The 26,092-nt window shown below is 43.6% G+C and carries 29 protein-coding genes and 1 pseudogene; 4 read left to right on the top strand and 26 right to left on the bottom strand.

Annotated features, from left to right (window positions below; genetic code table 11):
- Positions 1–19: 19 nt before the first annotated feature.
- The 5 genes from mraZ to cls form a co-directional block, all read right to left on the bottom strand.
- Complete coding sequence (mraZ, locus tag H8704_RS10090) at positions 20–445, bottom strand: division/cell wall cluster transcriptional repressor MraZ (protein ID WP_022464666.1); 426 nt, start codon at positions 443–445, stop codon at positions 20–22.
- A gap of 331 nt (positions 446–776) precedes the next feature.
- Positions 777–1,778 (bottom strand): Holliday junction branch migration DNA helicase RuvB, encoded by a 1,002-nt coding sequence (gene ruvB / locus H8704_RS10085; RefSeq protein WP_118678749.1) that lies wholly within the window; start codon positions 1,776–1,778, stop codon positions 777–779.
- 51 nt (positions 1,779–1,829) lie between these two features.
- Entirely contained in the window at positions 1,830–2,447 is a 618-nt protein-coding gene (gene ruvA / locus H8704_RS10080) for a Holliday junction branch migration protein RuvA (protein ID WP_249298195.1), read from the bottom strand.
- A gap of 26 nt (positions 2,448–2,473) precedes the next feature.
- Positions 2,474–2,767: a MerR family transcriptional regulator gene (locus tag H8704_RS10075; protein ID WP_022464662.1), complete on the bottom strand. Its 294-nt coding sequence runs from the start codon at positions 2,765–2,767 to the stop codon at positions 2,474–2,476.
- Positions 2,768–2,786: 19 nt separating this feature from the next.
- Positions 2,787–4,457: a cardiolipin synthase gene (gene cls / locus H8704_RS10070; protein ID WP_249298194.1), complete on the bottom strand. Its 1,671-nt coding sequence runs from the start codon at positions 4,455–4,457 to the stop codon at positions 2,787–2,789.
- Between the two features lie 107 nt (positions 4,458–4,564).
- Between cls and H8704_RS10065 the strand changes: the two genes are divergently transcribed.
- Both H8704_RS10065 and H8704_RS10060 read left to right on the top strand, forming a co-directional pair.
- Positions 4,565–5,746: a ribonuclease H-like domain-containing protein gene (locus tag H8704_RS10065; RefSeq protein WP_249298193.1), complete on the top strand. Its 1,182-nt coding sequence runs from the start codon at positions 4,565–4,567 to the stop codon at positions 5,744–5,746.
- Between the two features lie 86 nt (positions 5,747–5,832).
- Positions 5,833–6,702 (top strand): LysR family transcriptional regulator, encoded by an 870-nt coding sequence (locus tag H8704_RS10060; protein ID WP_022464659.1) that lies wholly within the window; start codon positions 5,833–5,835, stop codon positions 6,700–6,702.
- Positions 6,703–6,784: 82 nt separating this feature from the next.
- Here the strand turns inward: H8704_RS10060 and atpC are convergent, their stop codons facing one another.
- From atpC to pta, 11 genes are all read right to left on the bottom strand, one after another.
- Entirely contained in the window at positions 6,785–7,204 is a 420-nt protein-coding gene (gene atpC / locus H8704_RS10055; protein ID WP_022464658.1) for an ATP synthase F1 subunit epsilon, read from the bottom strand.
- Positions 7,205–7,231: 27 nt separating this feature from the next.
- Positions 7,232–8,614, bottom strand: coding sequence for a F0F1 ATP synthase subunit beta (atpD, locus tag H8704_RS10050; protein WP_249298226.1), 1,383 nt, complete (start codon positions 8,612–8,614; stop codon positions 7,232–7,234).
- Between the two features lie 32 nt (positions 8,615–8,646).
- Entirely contained in the window at positions 8,647–9,534 is an 888-nt protein-coding gene (gene atpG, locus H8704_RS10045; protein WP_118678779.1) for an ATP synthase F1 subunit gamma, read from the bottom strand.
- 59 nt (positions 9,535–9,593) lie between these two features.
- Positions 9,594–11,102 (bottom strand): F0F1 ATP synthase subunit alpha, encoded by a 1,509-nt coding sequence (atpA, locus tag H8704_RS10040; protein ID WP_249298192.1) that lies wholly within the window; start codon positions 11,100–11,102, stop codon positions 9,594–9,596.
- 26 nt (positions 11,103–11,128) lie between these two features.
- Positions 11,129–11,644 carry an ATP synthase F1 subunit delta gene (gene atpH, locus H8704_RS10035; protein ID WP_249298191.1) on the bottom strand — a complete coding sequence of 172 codons (516 nt, stop codon included), beginning with the start codon at positions 11,642–11,644 and terminating at the stop codon, positions 11,129–11,131.
- Positions 11,625–12,122: a F0F1 ATP synthase subunit B gene (atpF, locus tag H8704_RS10030; RefSeq protein ID WP_118678735.1), complete on the bottom strand. Its 498-nt coding sequence runs from the start codon at positions 12,120–12,122 to the stop codon at positions 11,625–11,627. The genes atpH and atpF overlap by 20 nt, the downstream gene beginning before the upstream one ends.
- Before the next feature lie 81 nt (positions 12,123–12,203).
- The gene (atpE, locus tag H8704_RS10025; protein ID WP_022306660.1) at positions 12,204–12,428 is read right to left on the bottom strand and encodes an ATP synthase F0 subunit C; all 225 of its coding nucleotides are present in this window, start codon (positions 12,426–12,428) and stop codon (positions 12,204–12,206) included.
- A 39-nt stretch (positions 12,429–12,467) separates the two neighbouring features.
- The gene (locus H8704_RS10020; protein WP_249298190.1) at positions 12,468–13,169 is read right to left on the bottom strand and encodes a F0F1 ATP synthase subunit A; all 702 of its coding nucleotides are present in this window, start codon (positions 13,167–13,169) and stop codon (positions 12,468–12,470) included.
- 193 nt (positions 13,170–13,362) lie between these two features.
- A complete protein-coding gene (gene rpmF / locus H8704_RS10015) occupies positions 13,363–13,545 on the bottom strand; it encodes a 50S ribosomal protein L32 (RefSeq protein WP_022306662.1) in 183 nt (60 codons plus the stop codon).
- A gap of 84 nt (positions 13,546–13,629) precedes the next feature.
- Positions 13,630–14,820, bottom strand: coding sequence for an acetate/propionate family kinase (locus H8704_RS10010; protein ID WP_022464651.1), 1,191 nt, complete (start codon positions 14,818–14,820; stop codon positions 13,630–13,632).
- A 146-nt stretch (positions 14,821–14,966) separates the two neighbouring features.
- Positions 14,967–15,968, bottom strand: coding sequence for a phosphate acetyltransferase (gene pta / locus H8704_RS10005; RefSeq protein WP_022464650.1), 1,002 nt, complete (start codon positions 15,966–15,968; stop codon positions 14,967–14,969).
- Positions 15,969–16,135: 167 nt separating this feature from the next.
- On the opposite strand from pta, the gene H8704_RS10000 reads away from it, so the two are divergent.
- On the top strand, positions 16,136–17,365 hold the full coding sequence (locus tag H8704_RS10000; RefSeq protein ID WP_249298189.1) for a tRNA(Met) cytidine acetate ligase: 1,230 nt from the start codon (positions 16,136–16,138) through the stop codon (positions 17,363–17,365).
- A gap of 207 nt (positions 17,366–17,572) precedes the next feature.
- The gene (locus H8704_RS09995; protein ID WP_249298188.1) at positions 17,573–18,601 is read left to right on the top strand and encodes a 3-deoxy-7-phosphoheptulonate synthase; all 1,029 of its coding nucleotides are present in this window, start codon (positions 17,573–17,575) and stop codon (positions 18,599–18,601) included.
- A 139-nt stretch (positions 18,602–18,740) separates the two neighbouring features.
- Here H8704_RS09995 and H8704_RS09990 read toward each other — a convergent pair whose 3' ends face one another.
- From H8704_RS09990 to H8704_RS09950, 10 genes and pseudogenes are all read right to left on the bottom strand, one after another.
- Entirely contained in the window at positions 18,741–19,418 is a 678-nt protein-coding gene (locus H8704_RS09990; protein WP_022464647.1) for a uracil-DNA glycosylase, read from the bottom strand.
- Positions 19,419–19,543: 125 nt separating this feature from the next.
- Positions 19,544–20,305 (bottom strand): imidazole glycerol phosphate synthase subunit HisF, encoded by a 762-nt coding sequence (hisF, locus tag H8704_RS09985; RefSeq protein ID WP_022464646.1) that lies wholly within the window; start codon positions 20,303–20,305, stop codon positions 19,544–19,546.
- 63 nt (positions 20,306–20,368) lie between these two features.
- Positions 20,369–20,974, bottom strand: coding sequence for an imidazole glycerol phosphate synthase subunit HisH (hisH, locus tag H8704_RS09980; protein WP_022464645.1), 606 nt, complete (start codon positions 20,972–20,974; stop codon positions 20,369–20,371).
- Between the two features lie 201 nt (positions 20,975–21,175).
- Positions 21,176–21,517 (bottom strand): helix-turn-helix domain-containing protein, encoded by a 342-nt coding sequence (locus H8704_RS09975; protein ID WP_249298187.1) that lies wholly within the window; start codon positions 21,515–21,517, stop codon positions 21,176–21,178.
- Between the two features lie 97 nt (positions 21,518–21,614).
- A protein-coding gene (locus H8704_RS09970) for an IS3 family transposase (protein WP_408611199.1) occupies positions 21,615–23,221 on the bottom strand; the annotation gives its coding sequence in 2 pieces (ribosomal slippage) (positions 21,615–22,762 and positions 22,762–23,221; 1,608 coding nt in all).
- A gap of 131 nt (positions 23,222–23,352) precedes the next feature.
- Positions 23,353–23,739 (bottom strand): accessory gene regulator B family protein, encoded by a 387-nt coding sequence (locus H8704_RS14130; protein WP_283241983.1) that lies wholly within the window; start codon positions 23,737–23,739, stop codon positions 23,353–23,355.
- A gap of 13 nt (positions 23,740–23,752) precedes the next feature.
- Positions 23,753–23,950, bottom strand: a pseudogene (locus tag H8704_RS14540) (accessory gene regulator B family protein); the annotation flags it as partial.
- Positions 23,951–23,958: 8 nt separating this feature from the next.
- Positions 23,959–24,111 (bottom strand): cyclic lactone autoinducer peptide, encoded by a 153-nt coding sequence (locus H8704_RS09960; protein WP_243102201.1) that lies wholly within the window; start codon positions 24,109–24,111, stop codon positions 23,959–23,961.
- Between the two features lie 412 nt (positions 24,112–24,523).
- Positions 24,524–25,840, bottom strand: a complete 1,317-nt coding sequence (locus H8704_RS09955) for a sensor histidine kinase (RefSeq protein WP_249298185.1) — start codon at positions 25,838–25,840, stop codon at positions 24,524–24,526.
- Positions 25,837–26,092, bottom strand: a 256-nt coding sequence (locus H8704_RS09950) for a LytTR family transcriptional regulator DNA-binding domain-containing protein (protein WP_249298184.1), incomplete at its 5' end; no start/stop codon positions are given. The genes H8704_RS09950 and H8704_RS09955, both read right to left, overlap by 4 nt.

Here is a 26,092-nt window from a genome sequence, read left to right as displayed (position 1 = left end):
GTTATACCCCTTACCGGTTTTACAGCGAAATGCCAAGGGCATCCATTGCCTCTTCCATAGACATCTCATTACCCATTGTCTGCGCTTCAAAGGTCTCCTTGTCCCAGATCTCCACACGGTTGATCATTCCAACAAAGACAAGATCCTTTTCCAGTCTGGCACTTTTTCGAAGTTTTGCGGGAATCAGTATCCTACCCTGCTTATCCAAGGTCAGCTCCGATGCCGATGCCATTAACTGTCTCTGGATCAAACGGCTCTGCTGATTGGACGGCAGACTCTGCAGTTTCCGTGCCAGCTCCTCCCAGTCATGCTGTGGATATAGATACAGGCATCCGTCCACGCCCCAGGTGACATAAAATACATCGCCCAGTTCCTCGCGATACTTTGCCGGTACGATAGCTCTGCCCTTTGCGTCGATCGAATGTTCATACTGACCCATGAACATAGCTATCACCACCTCTCCACATTTTGGGTTTGTTCTGACACTTCCCCCCACTTCTCACCACTTTCAAATTTATTTTAACCGCTTTTTGGGAATTTATCAACCCTTTTCTCACAATTTATTAAAATTTTTGTCACACTTGTGTCACAATTTACGACATATCTTTGGGAATACGCCCCACTTTTGTTCGTTGAGCCTTCTAAGCGGACACATATATAAATTGTTTGAAAAATTTGAACAAAATGAAAATGGTTGCCCTCTACAGTATTCTTTGTAAAGGGCAACCGTTTTTTCTCATTTCTATTGATATTGTATACTTAATGCATTGTGTTTTTTAATCTTCCGGCTTTTCGATTCCGAAATGGCGGTATGCCAGATCGGATGCCATCCGTCCTCTTGGGGTTCGCAGGATAAGACCATTCTGCACCAGATACGGTTCATACACATCTTCCAGAGTTCCGGCATCTTCTCCAATGGAAACCGCAAGGGTTTCCAGTCCCACCGGACCTCCACCAAAATGGTGTATCATGGTCTCAATGATCTGACGGTCTGTGTTATCCAGCCCCAATTTGTCTACTTCCAGAAGATCCAGAGCAAAGTCTGTTACTTTCTTGTCAATCTTGCCATCATATTTGATCTGGGCAAAGTCCCGGACACGTTTCAGCAGACGGTTTGCAAGACGCGGCGTTCCTCTGGATCTGCGTGCCAGTTCCATGGCTCCTTCCTCATCAATCTCCACATCAAGGATTCTTGCAGAATGCTCCACAATATCAGCCAGCTCCTCCGGTGTATAAAACTCCATCCGGTTCACCACGCCAAAGCGGTCTCTGAGAGGTGCCGACAGCATACCAGCGCGGGTTGTGGCCCCGATCAGGGTAAACTTCGGCAGATCCAGTCTGACCGACCTTGCAGAAGGTCCTTTCCCTATGACAATGTCAATGACATAATCCTCCATAGCCGGATAAAGCACTTCCTCCACCTGACGGTTCAGGCGATGGATCTCATCCACAAACAAAACATCCCCGTCCTGCAGCTTCGTCAGAATGGCTGCCATTTCTCCCGGCTTCTCAATGGCCGGTCCTGCCGTAATCTTCATATTCACGCCCATTTCGTTGGCAATAATCCCGGCAAGTGTGGTTTTACCCAGTCCCGGCGGTCCATATAAAAGCACATGATCCAGCGCATCTCCTCTCTGCTTTGCCGCCTGAATATATACAGACAGATTATCCTTGATCTTCTGCTGACCGATATAATCCGATAAATGCTGGGGCCGCAGAGTTGGCTCCAGTCTTGCATCCTCCTCTGTAAATTCTGTACTGATCGTCCTTTTTGCCATATTCCATCTATCTCTCCTTAATTTAGTCCACTTCCTTAAAGGTTTCACTCTTTACATAAGCTTCAACGCCTGTTTTAACAGCTCCTCTGTCGTAAGCTCCCCTGCATTTTCGATCTGCTTTACTGCCTTCAACGCCTCAGCCGCAGAATATCCCAATGCAGCCAGCGCCTCCACAGCTTCTGCAGAAGCCTTGGATACTCCTGCGTTTTCTTCTTTCACGGCACCTTTTCCGGCCGCCTTTTCCAGCACAGCATTCACTGTTTCCTTTGCCGCAATCTTATCTTTAAGCTCTACGATCACCTTTTTGGCAGTCTTGGCTCCCACTCCGGGAGCCTTGGCGATCGCTGCCGCATCGTCTGCGAGAACCGCAAACCGGATATCATCCGCTGACAGAGTCCCCAGAATGCTTAATCCCGCTTTCGGGCCAATACCGCTGACCGTGATCAGCATCTGGAATATCTCCAGCTCGTCCACATTGCCAAAACCAAAAAGCTGCATAGCATCTTCTCTGACATTCAGATATGTATAAAGCTTCATCTCACCGCCCATCACCGGCAGTCTGTCCATCATCGCCGGTGACACAAGAATCCGGTAGCCGATTCCCTGATTGTCCAGGATCACCGCATCCTCTTCGATCATTTCCAGCGTTCCCTTAATATATCGAATCATTATTTCTCCATTCTGTTATAAAAACTTCAGTCCTTTATTTTGTCGCCATCCATAGCAGCTCCCGTCTCCCAGTCGGGCAGTCTGCTGAAATGACCCGTAGATTTTCCAAGCCATCCCTCTTCCATATATTTCAGGATCACATAAGGATGGATCCCCAGCTCCTCCGAAATCTGCAAAGCATTACTGTTGGGATATTCCCGGAGATATCTTACAATGTCATCCAACTGATCATCATCTATATTGCGGCACTCCTTACAGCACCAGGTTCTGATCTTGGAATGAAACACCTTGTGACAATGTTTACATACATTTGTGTACATGATTATCCTCGTTTCTCCTTTAGAAGAGTGTCGCAAACAGATTTAATAACGGCTGGATGAGCTTCCAGCTCACCGGACGGTTCAACCACTCCTCATATTTGATCTCTCTGCTTTCCTCAAACATCTTTTCAAAATCCTTGTGAATATCATTCTGAATTTTTTCTCCGGACATCCACACACCATTCTCATAATGAAGATAAAAACTCCGGTAATCCATATTGATCGTACCCACAATGGCCGCATCCTCCGTCAGGATCTGCTTGGCATGAATAAACCCCGGTGTGTACTCGAAAATCCGCACACCGCCCTTCAACAGACTTCCGTAATTATAGTTTGTCAGCATCTTGGCATACTTCTTATCCGGGATATTCGGCGTCACAATGCGCACATCCACCCCACGGCGTACCGCTTCGATCAGAGACTGCTGCATATAATCCTCAATGATCAGATACGGCGTTGTAATATAAAGATACTGATCCGAGTACATGATCATCTGATTATAAATACTTTCAATCGGATTCTTGGGATTATTGGCCGGACCGTCCGAGATCACCTGACACCAGGTATCTCCATTCACATCAGACATCACTTTATATTTGAGATAATCCACATGCTCCTTGTCATGGCCACATGCCTCCCACATCTGCAGGAACACTACCGTAAGGCCCCACACTGCATCTCCCTGTACCCGGATTCCGGTATCCTTCCAGACACCAAATCGTTCCACAAGATTGGCATATTCATCCGCAAGATTAAAGCCTCCGGTATAACCAACTTTTCCGTCTATGACCATAATCTTCTGGTGAGAACGGAAATTCATATACAACTGGCTGGTATATTTCATAATGGGGTTGAACACCCGCACTTCAAAGCCTTCATGCTCCAGAATCTGTTTAAAATACTTTCTGGTGCGGATCGCAGCTCCAAAATCGTCATACATGAATTTGACTTCAACACCTTCTTCAATCTTACGCTTAAGAATTTCATGCATTTTATCCCACAAAGCACCCTCTGCCACAATAAAAAAGTCGATCAGAATAAACTTTTCCGCTTTCTCTAACTCACGGAAAATGGATTCAAAGGCGTCTTCTCCCATAGGAAAATATTCCACCTGATTTCCCTGGGTCAGCAGAAAATTCTCGGAAAGCATAAACTTGACCATCCGGCCGGAAACAGGATTGTCCTCCGCATAATCCACCCACAGGTCATCATCCTGCACCAGATATTTATTTCCATAGCTGATCTGCCGCATAATATGGGTATCCAGTTCCTTTTTTTGTTTACTGGAACGCCCCCACAAAAAATACAGCAGATATCCGGTAACCGGAAGCAGCGTAATGATCGAGATCCATGCAATCCGATAAGACGGACTCTGATTCCGATTGATAAGTGCTACGATCGCAACGATCGAAAAAACCTGAATCATATAGTACCAGGTTGTTCCATTCTTGATAACCTGTAACGAAAAAAACATTACAATACATACCTGTGCCAGAACGATCAGAGCAGTCAGCACTACCTTCAAAAATCCACTGGTATTATTTTGTATCCTTCCCTTTAATTCCCGGAGATAACTCTCCTCCCTCTCCTCCTCATAAAAATATTTATCATTTCCACGTCGTTGATTCTTCTGATCCCATCTCTCATACGCGGCATCTTTATCGAATATTTTCTTTTCTCCGATCTCCATCTGTCCGCACTCCTTTTCTAAGCAACTCCAAAAATTCACATTTCCTCTATTATATGATATCCTAACATAAAATACAAACATCAATCACTAGAAATGAGGCTTGTAATATGAAAACAATACATAATACTTTGCCTGATCCTTCCGGCCGTTATATTTTTCACCAGCCTGTAGATCAGATTACATTTTTTGATATAGAAACAACCGGTCTTTCCTCCAAAACAGCATCCATCTATCTCATTGGTGCCATGCATTATAACTGTCCGACGGGCAGCTGGGAACTGACACAATGGTTTGCGGACGACTATCAGAGCGAGCCTGATATTTTAGAAGCCTTTTTATCTTATTTGAAAGACTTTTCTTATTTATATCATTTCAACGGATGCACATTTGATATTCCATTTATAACTGCCAAATGCAAAAAACACGGAATCCTTCCGTCCCAGGAGATTTCTGACATGCTGAAAAATGTCATCTCCAGCCGGTCGTCAGAACCCGCCCCGGCTAATATTGATCTGCTAAAGGAAATCCGTCCCCTCAAAAAAAGACTGGGGCTGGAAAAAGCAAACCAATCCTATCTGGAACGCTGGGTCGGACTAAACCGGGAGGATATCTATAATGGCGGTCAGTTGATCAAGGTCTATTCGGAATATATGCAGCAAAAAATCCTTCACAAAGAAAAAGGAACCGAGCTGAAAAAGCTGCTCCTGCTCCACAATCATGATGATATTGCCGGTATGATCCATGTATGCAGTATGCTGGCATATCAGGATTTTTTCTCTCCAACTGAACCGGCACCGGTCACCGTTACGCATCTTACCTCCACCAATCTGACTTTAGAGTTGCCGGTTCGGATTCCCAGAAAAATCACTTTGCAACACAGCTTTTCGATGACAGATGCAGCGGGACCTCAACCGGAGAATGCAATCCTTACGTTGGACAAAACTGCTGCCACCCTGTCACTCCCTCTGTATCGCGGATCTCTCAAATATTTCTTTCCGGATCATAAGGATTACTACTACCTGCCTCAGGAAGATACGGCGATTCATAAAAGTGTCGCACAGTTTGTAGATACTTCCTGCCGTCAGAAAGCAACTGCTGCCAACTGTTACACCAAAAAGGAGGGCGTTTTCCTTCCTTCTCTTTCCACCAAAGAGCCCGCTCTGAAAGAAGACTGCTTCTATTATGCCCACAAAACAAAACCTGCGTTCTATTTACTTCCGGACACCGAATCCGGGACAATGGACTCCTTTTTGACAGACTATGTTTTTCGTGAAATATGTAATTTTTGAGATGCCGACTTGAATTTCACAGGAGAATACTGTAATATATGAAATTATTGATTTAAGATGAAACAACAAATGAAAAGGGGAAAATTATGGAACTGTTTCAATTAAGATACTTTCTCGCAGTTGCTCAGTTTGAACACGTCACAAAGGCTGCCGAAAGTCTGCATGTGGCACAGCCCGCTGTATCCCAGGCCATCCGTCATTTGGAGGAGGAGCTGGATGTGACTCTTTTTGACCGTGAGAACCATCATATATCATTAAACAGCAGCGGAAAACTGCTGCAGAGCAAGTTGTTACCCATTATGTCTTCTCTGGACAGACTTCCGGAGGAGATCAAAGAAGCTTCCCTGAAACAGCCTGTGATCCATATGAATCTCCGGTCAGCTTCTGCGATCATCACCAATTGCATTATCGCCTACCGTAATATCCATCCGGAAATCAAATTTAAGCTTTCCCAGAAACCGGATGATCCTACTGCTGATTATATCATTTCTGCTGTTCGGAGTGATACAGAGCTTCTGCCATCACAACACCTTCTGTTTCAGGAAGATTTCTATCTGGCAGTCCCTGCAAATTCCCGCATGGCCTCCCTCTCCTCCATTAAGCTTGAAAAAACCGCCAAGGAATCCTATGTCAGCCTGGAAAGCAACCGGCCTCTGCGTGCCATTTGCGATCTATTCTGCCAGTCCATTCATTTTACTCCGAATATTGTATATGAAAGTGACAATCCCGAAACCGTACGGGATCTGATCGCCGCCGGGCTCGGCGTGGGATTCTGGCCGCAGTACTGCTGGAAAAAACCGTCACCGGATCAGGTCAGGCTGCTTTCCATTAATAATCCTGACTGCAGTCGTCAGGTGATTGCCTCCATTCCGAAGGCTTCTGCCCAAAATCCGGCAATTATGGAATTTCATACATATCTTACCGACTGGATTCAAAAGAACCTGTTATCTGAGTGACCATCAGATAACAGGCTCTTTTCATATTCCAAAAACCACCTCGGTGGTTATATCACCGAAAATCCTCTCTGTCATATCAATCTCAGACACGCATATCGTCCTTACTGCTGTAACGCAGTCTTGACATTGCCCGCGCAAGAGATGCCTTGGACATATAATATTCCTGAATACTCTGTTTCTGGCGAAGCTGCTCTCTGGCGCGCTCCTTAGCTTCCCTGGCCCGGCGCACATCAATCTCCTCCGGATGTTCCGCCGTGTCCACCAGAATGCTGACACGGTTATTGATCACCTGGGCGAACCCTGTTCCAACAACTCCAACGATCCATTCTCCATCCTCTGTCTGAATCCGCAGTTCTCCCACTTCCACTGCAAAGACCATATTTTCGTGATGTGCCTGAATCTCCTTTTCGCCATCCTCCAGCGGGATCACCACCTGCCGGCAGCGTCCTTCAAAGAACACACGGTCACAGGCAGTCACATTTAATAAAAATGTATTATCCATAATTAACCCTCACTTATGCCATCGAAACTATTTTCTGCCTTTTTCAATTACCTCATCGATGGTTCCCACATTAAAAAATGCCTGCTCCGGATAGTCATCCATCTCGCCGTCAATGATCATCTTAAATCCCCGTACCGTTTCCTTTAAAGGTACATATTTTCCCGGCACACCGGTAAAGGTTTCTGCCACATGGAACGGCTGTGACAGGAAACGCTGTATCTTTCTGGCACGGTACACCGTGATCTTATCTTCCTCCGAAAGCTCCTCCATACCAAGAATTGCAATAATATCCTGAAGCTCTGTATACTTCTGCAGGATCTCCTGTACTCTTCTGGCAGTCTCATAATGCTCTTTTCCTACGATATCCTCCTCCAGAATACGGGAGTTTGACTCCAGCGGATCTACTGCCGGATAAATACCCTGCTCAACAATCTTTCTGGAAAGCACCGTTGTTGCATCCAGATGCGCAAAGGTCGTTGCCGGGGCAGGATCGGTCAGATCATCTGCCGGTACATAGACAGCCTGTACAGAAGTAACAGAACCGTTTTTCGTAGATGCAATTCTCTCCTGCAGCTCACCAACCTCATTGGCAAGGGTCGGCTGATAACCTACCGCTGAAGGCATACGTCCTAACAACGCCGACACCTCAGAGCCTGCCTGCACAAAACGGAAAATATTATCAATAAACAGAAGTACATCCTGATGCTCTTCATCCCTGAAATATTCTGCCATGGTAAGACCTGTCTCGGCCACTCTCATACGGGCTCCCGGCGGCTCATTCATCTGCCCGAACACTAACGCGGTTTTATTCAGCACACCGGATTCCTTCATCTCAGACCAGAGATCATTTCCCTCACGGGAACGCTCACCAACACCGGTAAAAATAGAATAGCCGCCATGCTCCGTAGCAACATTCTGGATCAGCTCCTGGATCAGCACCGTTTTACCAACACCGGCACCTCCAAAAAGTCCGATCTTACCACCCTTAGCATACGGTGCAAGAAGATCAATGACCTTAATACCCGTTTCCAGCACTTCAACTGCCGGACTCTGCTCTTCAAATCCCGGTGCATCCCGGTGAATACACCAATGCTTTTCTTCCTTCAGATCTTCTCCCTTGTCAATGGTATCTCCCAGCACGTTAAACAAACGTCCCAAAGTCTTCTCCCCAACGGGCACCTTAATTCCGCTGCCAGTAGCTGTTACCTCCATATCTTTGTGAAGGCCTTCGCTGGACGCCAGCATAATACAGCGCACCGTATTATTCCCAATGTGCTGCGCCACCTCCATCACACAGCGTTTTCCGTCATTGTCCACTTCCAGCGCATCTTTAATATATGGAAGATCGCTGTCCTCAAATTCCACATCAATGACAGGACCGGATATCTGAACTATCTTTCCTTTTTTCATTATCATAACCATGCCTTTCTGCACATTATGTACTATTTTTTACGTTTCTGTGCCTTTGCACCACTGATAACCTCTGTAATTTCCTGTGTGATCGCCGCCTGACGCACACGGTTATATTCAATGGAGAGCTGTGCCAGAATCTGTCTGGCACTATCCGTTGCCGACTGCATCGCCATCATTCTGGCATTATGCTCACTGGCATAGGATTCCACCAACGCACCATAGATAAATCCATTGACGTAATTAGGCACCAGATGATTTAATATCTTTTCCCATGACGGCTGTGGTGTCAGTGTCTCCTGATACACATCCACAGGAAGCTTTGCTGCAAATTTATCCTTTTCCAGAGGCAGAAGCTTTCTCATCTCCGCCTCTGCAGTCACAGCATTTTCCATACGTGTGTATAAAATATACACCTCATCCAGTTCTCCCCTCTGATATCTTTCAACAATATCATCCGTGATCATCCGGGCTCTGTGCAGGCTTGGGTCCTGCACCGTATACTTAAAATGCTTATGCACCCGGAGTCCCTCTCTGGCAAAATACTGTCTGCCCAGTTCTCCAAGCACAAAGAGACTGTTCTTCCCCCCCTGTTCAAACAGGGAATGTGCTATTTTAAATATATTATGGTTATAGGCACCGGCAAGCCCTTTGTCTGCCGTTACCACAATGTAACCGACTTTCTTTTCCGATACAGGAATATGCTCTGTATCGCGGAAATAAATGCTTTCCAGATCAGGCGTATGACGAAGAATACGCTGGAATGCCTGCTGCAGCGTATAAAAATACGGTTCGGTATCTGCCAGTTTTTTCTTTGCCTTCTGCAGCTTTGTAGAAGAGATCATATACATCGCATTCGTGATCTTCATGGTATCCTTGATACTTTTCATACGCTTCTGTATTTCCTTCGTATTTGCCATGCTCGTCTCCATTCTCTGTGCCTCCCACCGGACATTACCGGCCAGACACAGACCTGCTGCTATTTATTCTGTCCAAGGAACTCCTCTGCCACAGACAGGATCTGTTCTCTCAGATCATCCTCCAGCACCTTGTCTGTCTGGATCTTTTCTGCAATCTCCGGATGCAGATCATGAAAATACGCCAAAAGCTTTCCCTGTGTCTCCTTAATCTGCTCCTTCGGAATATCGAGAAACAACTTTCCTGTCGCCACAACCAGTGTGATCACCTGCTCTGCCAGAGACATCGGATGACCCAACGGCTGCTTCAGAAGCTCCATCAGGCCATTACCATATGCAAGCTGTTTCTTTGTCTCGTCATCCAGGTCTGAACTAAACTGTGTAAACACTTCCATCTCACGGAACTGTGCCAGATCAATACGGATCGTGCCGGACGCCTTCTTCATAGCCTTCGTCTGTGCCGCTCCACCCACACGGGATACGGAAAGACCAACATTAACTGCCGGACGCATACCGGAGAAGAACAGATCACTTTCCAGAAAAATCTGACCGTCCGTAATAGAAATTACATTCGTCGGAATATACGCAGATACATCTCCTGCCTGTGTCTCAATAATCGGAAGTGCCGTGATAGAGCCTCCACCCAGTTCATCACTGAGCCTGCTGGAACGCTCCAGCAGACGGGAATGCAGATAGAACACATCTCCCGGATAAGCCTCACGTCCCGGTGAACGCTCTAACAACAGGGAAAGAGCACGGTATGCCACCGCATGCTTTGACAGATCATCATATACGATCAATACATCCTTTCCCTGATACATAAAATACTCTGCCAGCGCTGTTCCTGAGTATGGCGCAATATATTCCAGAGATGCCGATTCACTTGCCGTTGCCGACAGCACGATAGAATATTCCATCGCATCATTTTTCTCTAAAGTGTTTACCAGCTTCGCCACAGTAGAAGCCTTCTGTCCAATGGCCACATAGATGCAGATCACATCCTTGCCTTTCTGGTTCAATATCGCATCCATAGCGATAGAGGTTTTACCGGTCTGCCGGTCTCCAATGATCAATTCACGCTGCCCGCGTCCGATGGGAAACATCGAGTCAATTGCGAGAATACCGGTCTCTAACGGCTCTGTAACCGATTTTCGGTCAATAATCCCCGGTGCTTCACACTCGATCGCACGATAACCGGAAGCCTCGATATCTCCTTTTCCGTCGATAGGTGCTCCCAGAGCATTTACCACACGTCCCAGATACTTTTCTCCTACGGGAATACCGGCACGTTTTTTAGTACGGGTCACTTTCATCCCCTCACGGATTCCATTGTCCTTTCCCAGCACAATACAGCCAATCTGGGTACGCTGTATATCCTGAACCATTCCCTTGATCCCGTTTTCAAAGATCACAATCTCACCGTACATGGCATGCTCCATCCCATAGATCGTTGCAATCCCGTCACCAACCCAGATCACGGTTCCTACTTCGTGTTCCCGGCTTTCTGTCTCATAGTTTTCAATCTCACTTTTTAATATTGAAATTATATTTTCTGAGCTGATCGCACTCACATTATCATCTCCTAGCCTTTTACTGCTTACACCTTTGGCGTACCAGTAACTAATTTTTCTTTCATACAGTTGATACTGCCCCGCAGGCTCCGGTCAATCTCCAGATCGCCGATACGGATCACAAAGCCTCCGATCAGCTCCGGCAACGGCTCCAATGCAAGCTTCACCTCATTGCATTTCAACTGACTGCATAATTTCTTTTCTATCCGGGTAAGCTGTTCCTCTGCGGGCTTTTCTACATAATACAAAATGCCCCTCCGGATCTTCTCACTCTCATCATACCATTTTCCATATGCCTGAAACATATCCGGCAGCAGGTCCACCTCCCGGTTGTCACATACTACCTTCAGAAACGCCTGTATCTCCTTTGGAAAAATCCTCTCGATGAGTCTGTGCTTCTCTCCGGCTCCGACAACCGGACTCTCCATCGCTTCCCGCAAAGGCTCTGACTCCTCCCATATATCTGCCGCCTCTGCTACGATCTGCCGGTCTACGCCCAATAGAAATAATACCTTTCCATAATTAATTGCTGTCTGATTCATGGGACTCACCTGCTCCTGCTATGTAACTGTCATAAATGGATCCATTGGATGCAGCTGTGGCATTCTGGGTAAGGATTTTTTCTGCCGCTGCCATGGCCACCTGCGCCACCTGTTTCTGCATACCATCCATCGCCCTTTCTTTTTCTGTCTCTACATCCTTCCGGGCTTTTTCCATAATATGACCCGCCTGCTTTTCTGCTTCCATCACTCTGCTTTCATATTCCTTCTGGGCACGTACCCTGGAGTCCTCTAATATCTTCCGGGACTGATCCTTTGCGTCTGCCAGCAGTCCTTCATACTGTTCCTTCAACTGCAGTGCCTGTTCTTCTTTGCCTGCCGCTGAAGCAAACTGTCCGTCGATCAACTGTTTCCTCTGCTCCAATACCGACTGGATCGGACCGATCAGAAAATGACGCAATGCCACATAAAGTATCAGCAGGTTGATCAATGTAAAGACGATTCCGTCTAAACGTAACATATCACATCGCCAGCCTTTCTCTGATTTTGTGTACTGCAGCCTCTGTGAATGATTTCGGCCTGCAGTACCGGTTATTACTAATTACTTTAATAATAAAATGATCAGCAATGCGATAACAAAACCGTAAATAGCAGTTGCCTCTGCCAATGCACAACCAAGTACCAGGTTGATCTTAATCTTTGGCTCAGCCTCCGGCTGTCTTGCAATCGCATCCACTGCCTTTGATGTAGCCAGTCCAATACCGATTCCTGCTCCAATACCTGTCAAAACTGCGATTCCTGCTCCAATTGCGATTAACTGTGTCATAATTATTCTCCTCTTTTCTCTTATTTTCTTTCTCTTTTATCATTCCACTGCTGTTGCTTCTCCAATATATAAGGAAGTCAGAAATACAAAGACAAATGCCTGTATCAGACCATCAAATATATCAAAGTAACAACTAAATACTGCCGGCAGCACCGCCGGAACAACAAGCTTGATCAGCTCCATTACCACATAGGAACCAAGCACATTACCAAACAATCGCATACAAAGCGATAATGGTCTGGTAAACACCTCCAGCAGATTGATCGGTGCAACGATCCAGATAGGCTCGGCAAAACCTTTCAGCCAGCCTTTTCCTCCTTTTGCACGAATTCCTGCAAACTCTACGATCAGAATACTCATGATCGCCATTCCTGCTGTCACACCCATATCCTTCGTTGGCGGCTTCAGTCCCACAAGACCGATCAGATTTGCAACGGCTATGTAGAGCAGCACACTGATCAGATATGGCAGATAGGCTGTTCCCTTTTCTCCCAGCAATTCTCCAAAGAAATTTTGTGCTGTCTGATATCCCGCTTCCAACGCAAGCTGTACCTTTCCCGGATGTTCAACACTCAGATTTCTTGTTAATAATATGGAGACAATGATCAAAACTGCCATGATCAGCCATGTTACAACGACCGATTCCGGAACTGCGATCCCACCGGATACAGGAATCTTAAATGCTGTATTGCAATTTAATTCCGATAACAGCTCCTTTGTTAATTCCTCCGTAGTACTCACTTCCTTCCCTGACCTTTGCCATATTTTTGCCACTTTTTTCATTATATGCACACCGCCCCAAATGTCTAATAACTTGTAATTATTTTGTCATATCGAACTTTTATCATATGATCAGGATGCGGGAAATCTTTGCTTTCATGCAAAAAAGACACCGCCCTGAGGGCGATGCCTTTTTATGTTCGTGAAAATGATATTATTCTGCGTTTGCAAGAATCTCTTTCTTGTTGTAGCTTCCGCATGCCTTGCATACTCTATGTGGCATCATTAAAGCACCACACTTGCTGCACTTTACAAGATTTGGAGCAGTCATTTTCCAGTTTGCTCTTCTACGATCTCTTCTTCCCTTAGAAGATTTATTCTTTGGACAGATAGACATTTTCTTACACCTCCTACTGTTATCCTACTTTGCTTTTTACAACACTTTCTCGATTATATCAATTGCTGTATTGTTTGTCAACCATTATTTTTCAACAACTGCAGCCGTTTCTCTGGCAATTTTTAATTCCTCATTCGTTGGAACAACCCATACCGGAATGCTGCTGTCAGCCGTAGAAAGAAGAAGTTCTTCTCCTCTGACCGTATTTGCCTCTTTGTTGAGCTTAATGCCCAGTGCAGAAAGACCCTCAACAATCCGTCCACGTACCACCAGATTGTTCTCGCCGGCACCTGCCGTCAGGGCAATGGCATCGGCACCACCGATGGCTGTATGATATGCACCAATATATTTGATCACTCTGTATACCAGCACCTCTAACGCATTGTGCGCTGCCTCGTTGCCCGCATCCTCCTCTTCCAGAAGATCTCTGTAATCGTTAGACAGACCGGAAATACCGAGAACACCGGACTCTTTATTTAACATCGTCAGAACATCACTGACTGATTTGTTTTCCTTATTACAAATAAATTCTACGATCGCCGGATCAATATCACCGGAACGGGTACCCATTACAAGCCCCTCCAGCGGAGTCATACCCATACTTGTATCGACAGACTTTCCATTGACAACAGCTGAAATACTCGCACCGCTTCCAATATGACAGATGATCATTTTGGAATTGTTAATATCAAGACCTGCTAACTGTGCCAGTCTTTCAGAAACGAAGCTGTGACTTGTACCATGGAAACCATAACGACGGATGCCGTACTGCTCATAATATTTCTTTGGAATTCCATACAAATATGCCTTTGGAGGCATTGTCTGATGGAATGCCGTATCAAATACAGCAACATTCGGTACACCCGGCATGATCTTCTGGCAGGCACGGATGCCAAGAATATTGGCCGGATTATGCAGTGGTGCTAATGCACTGCACTCCTCAATCTCACTGATCACATTCTCATCGATCAATACAGATGAAGAAAACTTCTCACCGCCATGTACCACACGATGGCCAATGGCTTCGATCTCATCCAGAGATTTCAGTATTCCATGCTCCGGAGCTACCAAAGCATCAAGAACGGTCTTCATCGCTACGGAATGATCCGGAATGTCTACGGATTTCTCCAGTTTCTCGCCCTTCACCTTAATCGAAAAAATACCGTCAAGTCCGATTCTCTCACACTGACCGGAAGCACTGACCTCCTCTGACTCCGAATCGATCAGCTGATACTTTAAAGATGAACTACCACAGTTTACTACAAGAATTTTCATAACATATTTCCTCCATTATATATTACTTTGGAAGCACAAAGCTCCATCTCCCGCTTACGGGGTATATTCATACAATAACGCACAACGGCAATTGATCCTTGACCAAAAGCCGTTGTGCGCCATTATGCTCGTTTTATCTGCGCACCTTACTGTAACTGGGCCTGTACTGCTGTCAGAGCAATAACACCTGTGATATCCTCTGCAGAACAGCCACGGGACAGATCATTTACAGGACTGGAAAGTCCCTGCAGCATCGGTCCGTATGCCTCAGCCTTTGCAAGACGCTGTACCAGCTTATATGAAATATTGCCACAATCCAGGTTCGGAAATACAAGTACATTTGCCTTACCTGCCACTTCACTGCCCGGTGCCTTAGACTTTGCAACCTCCGGTACGATCGCTGCATCTGTCTGAAGCTCACCGTCAATAACTAACTGTGGATACTTCTCATGTGCGATCCGGGTAGCCTCAACCACCTTGTCCACCAATGGATGCTTTGCACTTCCCTTGGTAGAATGGGAAAGCATTGCAATGATCGGATTACCACCCACCAGATTACGGAAGCTCTTGGAACTGGAATGTGCAATTGCTGCCATCTCCTCAGCATTTGGATCCTGATTCAGACCGCAGTCTGCAAAGAGGAAGGTTCCATGCTCACCATACTCACAGTTTGGCACATCCAGAATAAAGAAACCGGATACCAACTCTGTGCCCGGTGCAGTCTTTAAAATCTGCAGGGATGGACGAAGCACATCTGCTGTGGCATGACAGCAGCCTGCTACCATACCGTCGGCATCCTTACATTTTACCATCATTACACCAAACATTATATAGTTATTCAAAAGCTGCTCTCTTGCAGACTCTAATGTCATTCCCTTTTTCTTACGAAGCTCATATAAAAGATTTACATACTCATCAAGCTTTGGAGATGTCTCCGGATTTACTACCGTAATCCCGTCCAGCTCTACATCCAGCCAGTGAGCACCATCTTTGATCTTCTCCTCGTCTCCCACCATGACAATTTTGGCGGTACCTTCCTTTAACACCTGTGCCGCTGCGATAAGGGTTCTCTTATCTCTTGTTTCCGGCAATACAATTGTCTTTACATCCTGTTTTGCTCTTGCTTTAATCTCGTCAATAAACTTCATGATATCCTCCATTTCTGCCTTCGATCTATGGCATAAATCAAAAATCGCCCAATTGATTTAAGTATAATGGATTCCCTCCTCTTTGTCTAGTGCATTTTATGATGTAACTGTGGTATACTGATACACAAACGGAGCGAAACAATCTTTATCAGTAAAGGAGCGGCTAGATGATAAAATTTACCGGAATCATTGCAGAATACAATCCATTTCATAATGGCCATAAGCATCAGATCGAACATCTGCGTTCTCTGGGTACCGGGGTGATCGCCGTGGCAATGAGCGGCGATTTCGTCCAGCGGGGAGCACCTGCCTGGACTGATAAATATACCCGGACACAAATGGCACTCTCCCAGGGAGCTGATCTGGTATTTGAACTGCCCACCGTCTATACATTATCCAGCGCAGAGCACTTTGCGTTTGGAGGAATTTCTTTATTAAATGCACTTCATATGGACAGCGTCTGTTTTGGATGTGAAACCCCGTCCCTGCCATTACTGGATTCTGCTGCGGAATTATTGCAAAAAGAACCGGACGACTACCGCCAGACACTGCAACAGCATTTAAAATCCGGAGCATCCTATCCTGCCGCCAGAGAAGCCGCCCTGCGTCAAAGTATGCCTGAGCTCCCACCGGATTTTCTTTCCGGCGCCAATAACATTCTGGCATTGGAATACCTGAAAGCATTAAGAAGCACACACAGTACCATGACACCGGTTCCCATTCTGCGCACAGATTCCGGATATCACAGCACAGAGCTTTCCGGCGAAACATTTTCCTCCGCTTCAGCCATCCGTTTTTCTTATAAAGATACGGATTCTCTAAATGACATTTCCCATGCCCTTCCTGAGGAGATCATGACCCTGCTGAAAAAACGATCCGGACACCTCGGCATGGACACTGCCGATTTTGATGCTTTGCTTTACTATGCGCTGCGCCGGGCCGTCCAAAAAGGCACTCTGACCCATTACGGAGACATCCATGAGGAGCTTGCCAACCGGATTATAAAATCTCTCGCAGACTATCAGACCGCAGATACCTTTATCCTTTCTTTAAAAAGAAAGAATATCACCTATTCCCGGATCTGCCGCTGTCTGTTCCAGCTTCTGTTGGAGATCCCAGCAGAATTTGTAAAAGGCACCTCTCATCCTGTTCCCTATCTGCGGCTCCTGGGTATGCGCCGTCAAAGCAGCGGCTATCTTCGCCGGATCACAGAACTCCCCATCCTCACAAAAATGGCGGACGCCTGGGATATTTTGTCTGATTCCCCATATCCTTACGCAAAGGATTTTCTTTCCATTGATCTGTTTGCCGCTGATCTTTACCGCCAGACACTGCTGCAAAAAAACGGGACTGTAATTCCTGATGAATACCATGCCGGCATTGTGATCGTTGACTAAACCTTCCTTAAAATGACATTTTTTTCAATTAACCCCTACCCATTTTGTCCATTTATAGTTATAATAGAAAACTGTGGGCACTGAGGCCTGCATCATAACAACTGTTTTGTCGTGCTGCACAAAACAGTCTGGTATGATCTGCATAACCTGCTGTTTTGTCCGGATCATACCTGCGACTAGACCCGTAGCACAGAAATGAGGATAAAGATGGGTGTAACCTATGTAAAAGAAGTAATGTCACCAGAGGAATTACTGGAAGCATACCCACTTCCAGCAGAGCACAAGAAATTAAAAGAAGCGCGTGATGCCGAGATCAAAAAGGTCTTTACCGGTGAATCCGATAAGTTTTTGGTCATCATCGGACCATGTTCTGCAGATAACGAAGATTCCGTCTGCGATTATATAAATCGTCTTGCCAAGGTACAGGATAAGGTTTCTGACAAGATTCTGATCATCCCTCGTATCTATACCAACAAACCACGTACTACCGGACAGGGCTACAAGGGAATCGTTCATCAGCCGGATCCAGAGAAAGAGCCTGACCTTCATGATGGTCTCATCGCTATGAGAAAAATGCATCTTCGCGCCATTGCAGAAACACATTTATTTGCAGCCGACGAGATGCTCTACCCGGAGAACTGGCCTTACATCTCAGATATTCTGTCCTATGTTGCTGTCGGCGCACGTTCCGTAGAGGATCAGCAGCATCGTCTGACTGTCAGCGGCTTTGATATTCCATGTGGTATGAAAAACCCTACCAGCGGTACTTTAAGCATTATGCTTAACTCCTGCATCGCAGCACAGAGCAGCCACACCTTTATGTATCGTCAGTGGGAGGTCAAAACAGACGGAAATCCGCTGGCTCACACAATCCTGCGTGGTGCAGTCAATAAACATGACCAGTCTATGCCAAACTATCATTATGAGGATCTGGTACTGCTGAATGAAATGTATCAGGAGCTTAATCTGAAGAATCCTGCCTGCATCGTGGATGCAAACCATGCAAATTCCAACAAGCAGTATTATGAGCAGCCTCGTATCGTATCTGAAGTTCTCCACAGCCGTAATGTTTCTGATGATATCAAGAAGCTTGTGAAGGGCGTCATGATCGAGAGCTACATTGAACCGGGCAATCAGAAGATTTCCGAACATATCTACGGAAAATCCATCACAGATGCCTGCCTGGGCTGGGATGAGTCTGAGCGTCTTATTTATGATATTGCAGAGAAGCTGTAATATTACGAAAAGTTTTCCTATATTTTAAAAAGCCATATCTTCCAGCTTTTGAGAAGATATGGCTTTTTCTGTTGAGTTTAATTCTTGGTGTGGGAAGTTTGCGTTACTTATTATATTTGAAATCATATAATACACAATCTTACACATTATCAATCTGCCAGTCGATCGGCTCCACTCCATTTGCCTTCAGAAAATCGTTGGCCTGACTGAAATGCTTACAGCCAAAGAAACCACGATATGCCGACAACGGACTTGGATGAGGTGCCTTCAGGATCAGATGCTTTGGATTCGTCAGCATCGGGATCTTGCTTTGTGCCGGTCTGCCCCAGAGCATATAAACAATCGGCCGGTCCTGCGCATTGACTGCCTGGATCACAGCGTCAGTAAACTGCTCCCAGCCTTTCCCCTGATGGGAAGCTGCCTGATGTGCCCGCACGGTCAGAACCGTGTTTAACAACAGAACACCCTGATCTGCCCACTTCTTCAGATAACCGTTATTGGGAATGTCGCATCCCAGATCGTCATGAAGCTCTTTGTAAATATTTTGCAGAGAAGGAGGAATCTCTTTTTGATCCTCCGGTACCGAAAAAGACAATCCATGAGCCTGATGAACATTATGATAAGGATCCTGTCCCAAAATCAGGACTTTAACCTTTGATAACGGTGTAAAATGAAATGCATTAAAAATATCATCTGCCGGCGGATAAACTACAACACGGCTATACTCCTCTTTCACAAAATCAAATAAATCTCTGTAGTATGGCTTGGAAAACTCTCCCCGGATCGCATCCAGCCAATCATTCGTGATCATTGCCATTCTCTGTTCCTCTTTTCTATGTTTGAAATCTTATTACAAATGTCTGATAAATAACTCTTTCTTTTTGCAAAAATTTATTTATTGTGGCATTTATCTCGTTTATCTTTGTTGATTTCACCATAGGATTACAGACGTACGGAAATCCCCTCATCCCGGAGATATTCTTTCACCTGACGGATCGTCAGCTCCTTATAGTGAAATAATGATGCGGCAAGCACTGCCTCTGCATGTCCCTCGGTAAAAGCATCCTTAAAATGCTCCAGCTTTCCGGCTCCACCGGAGGCGATCACCGGAATCGGTACATTATCCGAAATGATCCGGGTCAGTTCATTATCATATCCCGCCTTTGTGCCATCACAATCCATGCTTGTCAAAAGGATCTCACCCGCTCCAAGCTCAGCTGCCTTCATAGCCCATTCTACCGCATCGATCCCCATATCGACTCTGCCGCCGTTTTTATATATATTCCATCCGCTTCCGTCCTCCCGGCGTTTTGCATCAATGGCAACCACCACACACTGACTGCCAAACTTCATTGCCGCTTCCGAGATCAACGTCGGATTCATAATGGCTGCTGTGTTCACCGATACTTTATCCGCACCCTCTCTGAGAATCACCTTAAAATCCTCCACTGTACGGATTCCTCCGCCCACGGTAAACGGAATAAAAACGGTCTCTGCCACCCGTCGTACCATATCAATCTTGGTTGCTCTGGCATCCGAGGAAGCGGTAATATCCAGAAATACCAGTTCATCTGCGCCTTCCCGACCATATGCTGCGCCAACCTCTACCGGATCTCCGGCATCCTTCAGATCCACAAAATTTACACCTTTTACCACTCGTCCCTCATGAACATCCAGACATGGGATTACTCTCTTTGTAAACATATATCCTCCATTCTGATGCCACGCCTATGGCATCCTACGTCATTTCCTTTGATGTCATACTGCCTACAGATCACAAAAATTTCTCAGGATCTGCAGTCCCACGTCACCGCTCTTTTCCGGATGAAACTGACACGCAAATACATTTCCGTGCTCCACAGAGGCATGAATCGGCACAATATAATCCGTGGTAGCCGCCACATCCTCCGGATGGTCCGCCTTGAGATAATAGGAATGAACAAAATATACATATGACTGATTCTCGATGCCCCGGAACAATCCGGCGCCCTCTTTGATCTCAATGGAATTCCATCCCATATGAGGAATCTTGTAGCCTTCCTTGGGCGGAATGGATACAATCTCTCCATCCAGAAGACCTATGCCCTCCACTCCCGGAGACTCATCACTGCTGCGGAACAGAAGCTGCAGTCCCAGACAGATCCCCAAAAACGGTGTGCCTGCTGCCGCCACTTTCCGGATCACCTCTACCAGTCCAAACCGGTGAAGCTTCTCCATGGCATCACCAAATGCACCGACACCCGGCAGGATCACCTTGTCAGCCCCCAGAATGGTTTCCGCGTCTCTTGTTACAATACAATCCTCTCCCAGAGAAACCAGTGCCTTTTCCACGCTCTTTAAATTACCTGCATCATAGTCTATTATAGCTATCATTGTTGTATATCACCTCTGTTGTCGTTGTTTTGTATGGTAAAAGTTTACCACATACGGGGAGGGTTGTCGATATGGTAATTCCGCACTATATCAAGAAATTCCCCAAATAATTAATTTCTTTTTCATCTACGTAACTCGTCAACGACACATAAAAAAACATCAGTAATTTTCCGCAAACAAGAATAGTAATACATTTTTTCACTATGCTCCCTTAGAAAGATCATATGCTATCTTTAATAAATGGTTTATCATTTCCAACGTATGCGGTTTAAATTTCTCTAACGTTGCCACAATCTCGTCCTCATATTTTCTTACTCCTGAACCAGTCATAATATAATCCAAACTTACCTCTAAGGCATCACATATGTTCATTAAGGTTGTTGCTGAAAATCCCTTTTTCCCCATTTCAATCTCATAGAGAAATTTTTCAGAAATATCTGCAAGTTCAGCCAACTGTTCTCTAGTATATCCTCTTTCCCCACGAAGTATCATAATCCGTTCACCCGCCGTCAAATCAATCACCTCTCTTTTGTTTCTTATCAAACCACCTATGGTTCTCCATTACACGTTTTTATTTTAATTAGCAGATAACCTACCCAATCCCCACCTTTTTTCTAATCGGAATTTTTTCGGGTGGTTGTCACCCTACCCGATTTTCCTTTCTTTTAATTTCAAGAGACTTTCGCCTCTTTTTTGTTTCTGCTTCTTGTCTTGGATTTAGCCATTCTTCTTCTGAAAAACTCCAGGCTCTGGTTCCTTTTGCCCATCTTTCCGGATGTCTTTCTTTTGCTTTTTCGTAAACCTCTTTTCGCTTCCTTAAAACTTCCTGATCCAATCCCATATGTCTCTGTGATGGTGTCACATAGTTTATCCCACTATGACGATGTTCGTTATTGTACCATTCCACAAATCGCTTTACCCACAATCTTGCTTCTGTCAGTGTGGCAAATCCTTGCGGTTGAAAATTCGGCACATATTTTAATGTCTTAAATAAACTCTCTGCATATGGATTATCATTACTTACCCGTGGTCTACTTTTCGATGGCGTAATTCCCAGTGCATACAATGTTTCCAACATTGTCGTTCCCTTCATCGGACTTCCATTATCAGAATGCAGCACCAATGGTTCTTTCTCCATATTTCTGATATATATCTTTTCATCCCGATAAATTCGTTTCACCAATTCACTCGCATGCTTTGCATCTTCACTTTCCCAAACTTCCCAGCCAACAATCTTCCTGCTGTATAAATCAGAAAACATATATAAATAATAATGTATTCCTTTGATCGGTCCGTTTAAGTATGTGATATCCCACATCCACACCTGATTGGCTCTCGTTGCTTTGTGCGTTGATATTGGTCTCTTATGTTTCCGCTGCTCCCGTCCTCTGTGAGTCAACTGTTTTGCTTCCTTTAACACTTTGTAAAATGTACTTTCACTTGCTATATAGCTTCCTCTGTCTGCAAGCATTGGAACAATCTCACTTGGTGTTTTTGATGCAAACTCTTCTGTATTGCATATGTCCAATATCTCCTGCCTTTCTTCCTTAGTCAGCTTATTCGCCGGCTCTGGTCTTGCACATATCGTGCGTTTGTCTATATAATCACTGTCTGTATTCTTCCAGCGGTTATATGTTCGCTTACTGATTCCAAGCTCTGCGCATGCTTTATACAATGCTGCTCCTAAATCTACTGCTTCTTTGATCAACTCTACTGCTTGTCTGCGATCTGAAGCGTTGATCATTCGTCCTCTTCGTCCGTTCCCCAAATCGCATCTGCTTTTTTTCGTAGCACTAATAATGCGGCTGCTTCAGCCAATGCCTTTTCTTTTCTTGCAAGTTCTTTTTCTAACTTCTCCTTTTCTTTCCGTTCTGCACGGAGTTCTTTGCCTGCCTTTGTGCTTTTTTCTCTTGCGTTATCATTTGCGTTTATGCAAGCCTCTTTCCATTCTTTAACCTGCTCCGGATAAACACCTTTTTCACGGCAATACTCCGAGAACTCTATCTCTGTTAAATTTGCAGTTTCAAGAACAACCATGAACTTATCCTGACTGCTCCATTTATCTGCATTCTTATATTTTGTTGTTGCTGATAAGCCCTTTTGATGCTTAGCCTGATCTCTCCATCTGTACAGAGTATTGATCCCTACTCCTGTATCTCGCTGGATGTCTGTTACTGTTTCATCGCCTTCAAGCATTCTTGCTATTATGGCTTCCTTCATTTCCTTTGGATATTTGTTATAACTCATAGCAATCACCTGTCCTTCTGATACTTATCATATCAGCTTGGGAGGTGGGTGACAACTCCCCTACGCTAGAGGGTTATACAGGAAGCTCCTAATCAGATAATTTTAATTATTCTTGAATAGCATTCCATCCACTATGTATATCCATTCTTTAATCTTTTTCTCAATATTTCTATCAAAACATTTAACAAACTAATTCCATGTGCAATTATGAATGCTATAAGAATTTTTTTTAGTTTAAACAATAAAAAAAATATTTCTATGAATATTTGAATAACATATATTCTACAAACCATCATACGAAAATATTTATTTTCTTTTTTCTCAATTTTACGAGTTTGCGTTTCAACCGGTGAAAGAGCTAATAAAGCAATAAACATAATAAATTCTAAAGCTACCATATATGATTGCCCGTCTATATGAATTGAAATAGACTCTCGTACCAAAAATACAACACCGACCAACAAACCACTTGAAAGTAACATGCAGTTTACATACCGTTTCGCATGACCCCCCCCCAGAGTACACTCTCAACGGTATAAAACTAATACAAAACCCCATGATTTCCCACCATGCATCCATTAATGCCGCAATGCATATTGTTAAAATAACAGCAATGATTTTTTCAAACAATATGTAATATCCGTATTGATAAATTTCTCTATCGGATACTGAAATCCTCTTATTATGTATCTGATAATTCACAATATCATTTATCCATCTTTCAATCATATATTCAATTATAAATTTTTCTTGAATTTTTCTGCTTTCTCAGGAAACTCAGGTTGGTGATAAAACCAAACACATGCTTGATTTGCATTTACCAGCACAGTCAATAACGCAAGTCCATTTAAAATCCCTATTTTTCTTATTTTCTTCATAATGAGCTTCATTTAATAAAACCTCCCTTAAGATATTTTAATCATTGTTACACAATCAATAATTAAACGCAACAAAAGGAGAATTTTTTGTTGTTTTAGAGGAATCTTTTGTTCTTTTTTAATCACCAAAGCCCAACAATTCGACTCTATTAATTTTTTCATATAAAATCAGTAACTCAAACTTCCCACACCAAGAACTATAATATGCCCAGACTGTTTCGGATGTTCCGGGGTATTGAATATGATTTTTGGCTTTTAAGAGCCTGAATACCCGAAGCTGTGTCTGGAAATTGCCTTGTCACTAACGGCTTGCGGGTGCATTCTTCTTGGGAGCCAAAAATCATATTGAAAACCGTGCCACATCCGAAACAGTCTGGGCACAATTTATTTTCTGGTGTGGGAAGTTTGAGTCAGTAATATTATATTATCGACCGAAGATCACTGTCGTCTCGAATACCCCATCAGAATATTCCTGTTGCATATATCCATTGTGCTTTTCTATGATTGCTTTAACATTTTGAAGACCTATACCATGTGGTTTTTCCATATCTTTTTTTGTTGATAACAATAAACCATTTTTCTTATGAGGTACACCTTCATAAGTATTTTCAATTCTAATTACAGAAAACAGACCTTGATTTTGCATAAACATAGTAACATACACTTTTCTCACTTTACAACATTTCGAGGCCTCTAACGCATTATCAAATAAGTTGCCTAAAAGAACCGTCAATTCCATTTCTTTTAAAAATTCAATCTTATAACCATTTTCTACAAATATCTCTACATCTACCTGTTCTTTCGCCGATCTTTCTTTAAATTCTATCAAAAGTGCATTCAAAAAATCGTTGGCACATATTCTCTCTTTCTTCCCTTTTGCAAACTCAATCTGTAATTCCAACAAAACATCCTTAATTTTTTCTGTCTCATTACTTTCTGTATATATCCATATCTGTTTCAAATAATAATTCATATCATGAATTATTTCTTTATATTTTTGATCCAGTCTTTCTATACTTTCATAGTGTTTCTTCACCTCCATATACTTCACCTTACTAATTTCCTGCATCATTTGATATCCCTTTATTTTACTATATTTGCTAAACACATAAAACAAACTAACATTTCCAATAAGTAATAGAATATAAAAGAAGATAAGAAGGATATCCATTCCAGAATTTACTTTTTCTCCTCTGACATACGGAATCGCAAACATAATACCTATGCTGGCGATAGGTACTATAATGTAATGAATAAATAGTTTGATTTCCAATTTTTCTGTTGAGTATTTAGAAAACTCTTTCACTATTGACAACATCAAGAAATAAATAATTTTTATAGTCAATATACTACTGATCATTGAAAACTCATTTTCAAAAGCTTTATCTACCGGAACATCAACCGATAACTTCTGCAATAATGAAAAAATCATTTCCGCACTTGCAGCAAGAAAAAAAATCATCAACCAATGAATTATTTTATCCCATAATTTCCCATGAAAAAACACCAAAACAATCAGCAGATATAAAAAAGCTGCAATAAATATATTTATAATATTACTTTGTCGCAGATTCATCGCAACATTAACTAAAACTATAATAAAATATCCAATATATAATTTATATTTTGACTGAAAATAATATCGAATTTTATAAAACGCTTTATAAAAGTTAAATGCTAAATAAATTTCGAGCATACATGATATTACTATACATATTTTATAAACTTCTATGTAAGTCATTTTAGTTTCTCCCTGTATTTTAAATTAATATATTGTGTGAAATCTTTTGAAAACTCGTCTAATTTTCCCCTTGATACTGATAACATTTTTCCATCCACACATATATATTCTTTTTTTATATTAAACTCTGTTACATACCTCAAATTAATTAAATAACTAGAATGAGGACAAGTAAAACCGATTGGATATAACCTTTCCAATAACCATTGAAAATTATATGGTGTAATCAACTTTGCATCTAAAAATCTTTTT

Source organism: Jutongia huaianensis, assembly GCF_014384985.1.
In the GTDB taxonomy this organism is placed as follows: domain Bacteria; phylum Bacillota; class Clostridia; order Lachnospirales; family Lachnospiraceae; genus Jutongia; species Jutongia huaianensis.
This window is presented reverse-complemented; position numbering and strand designations above follow the sequence as displayed.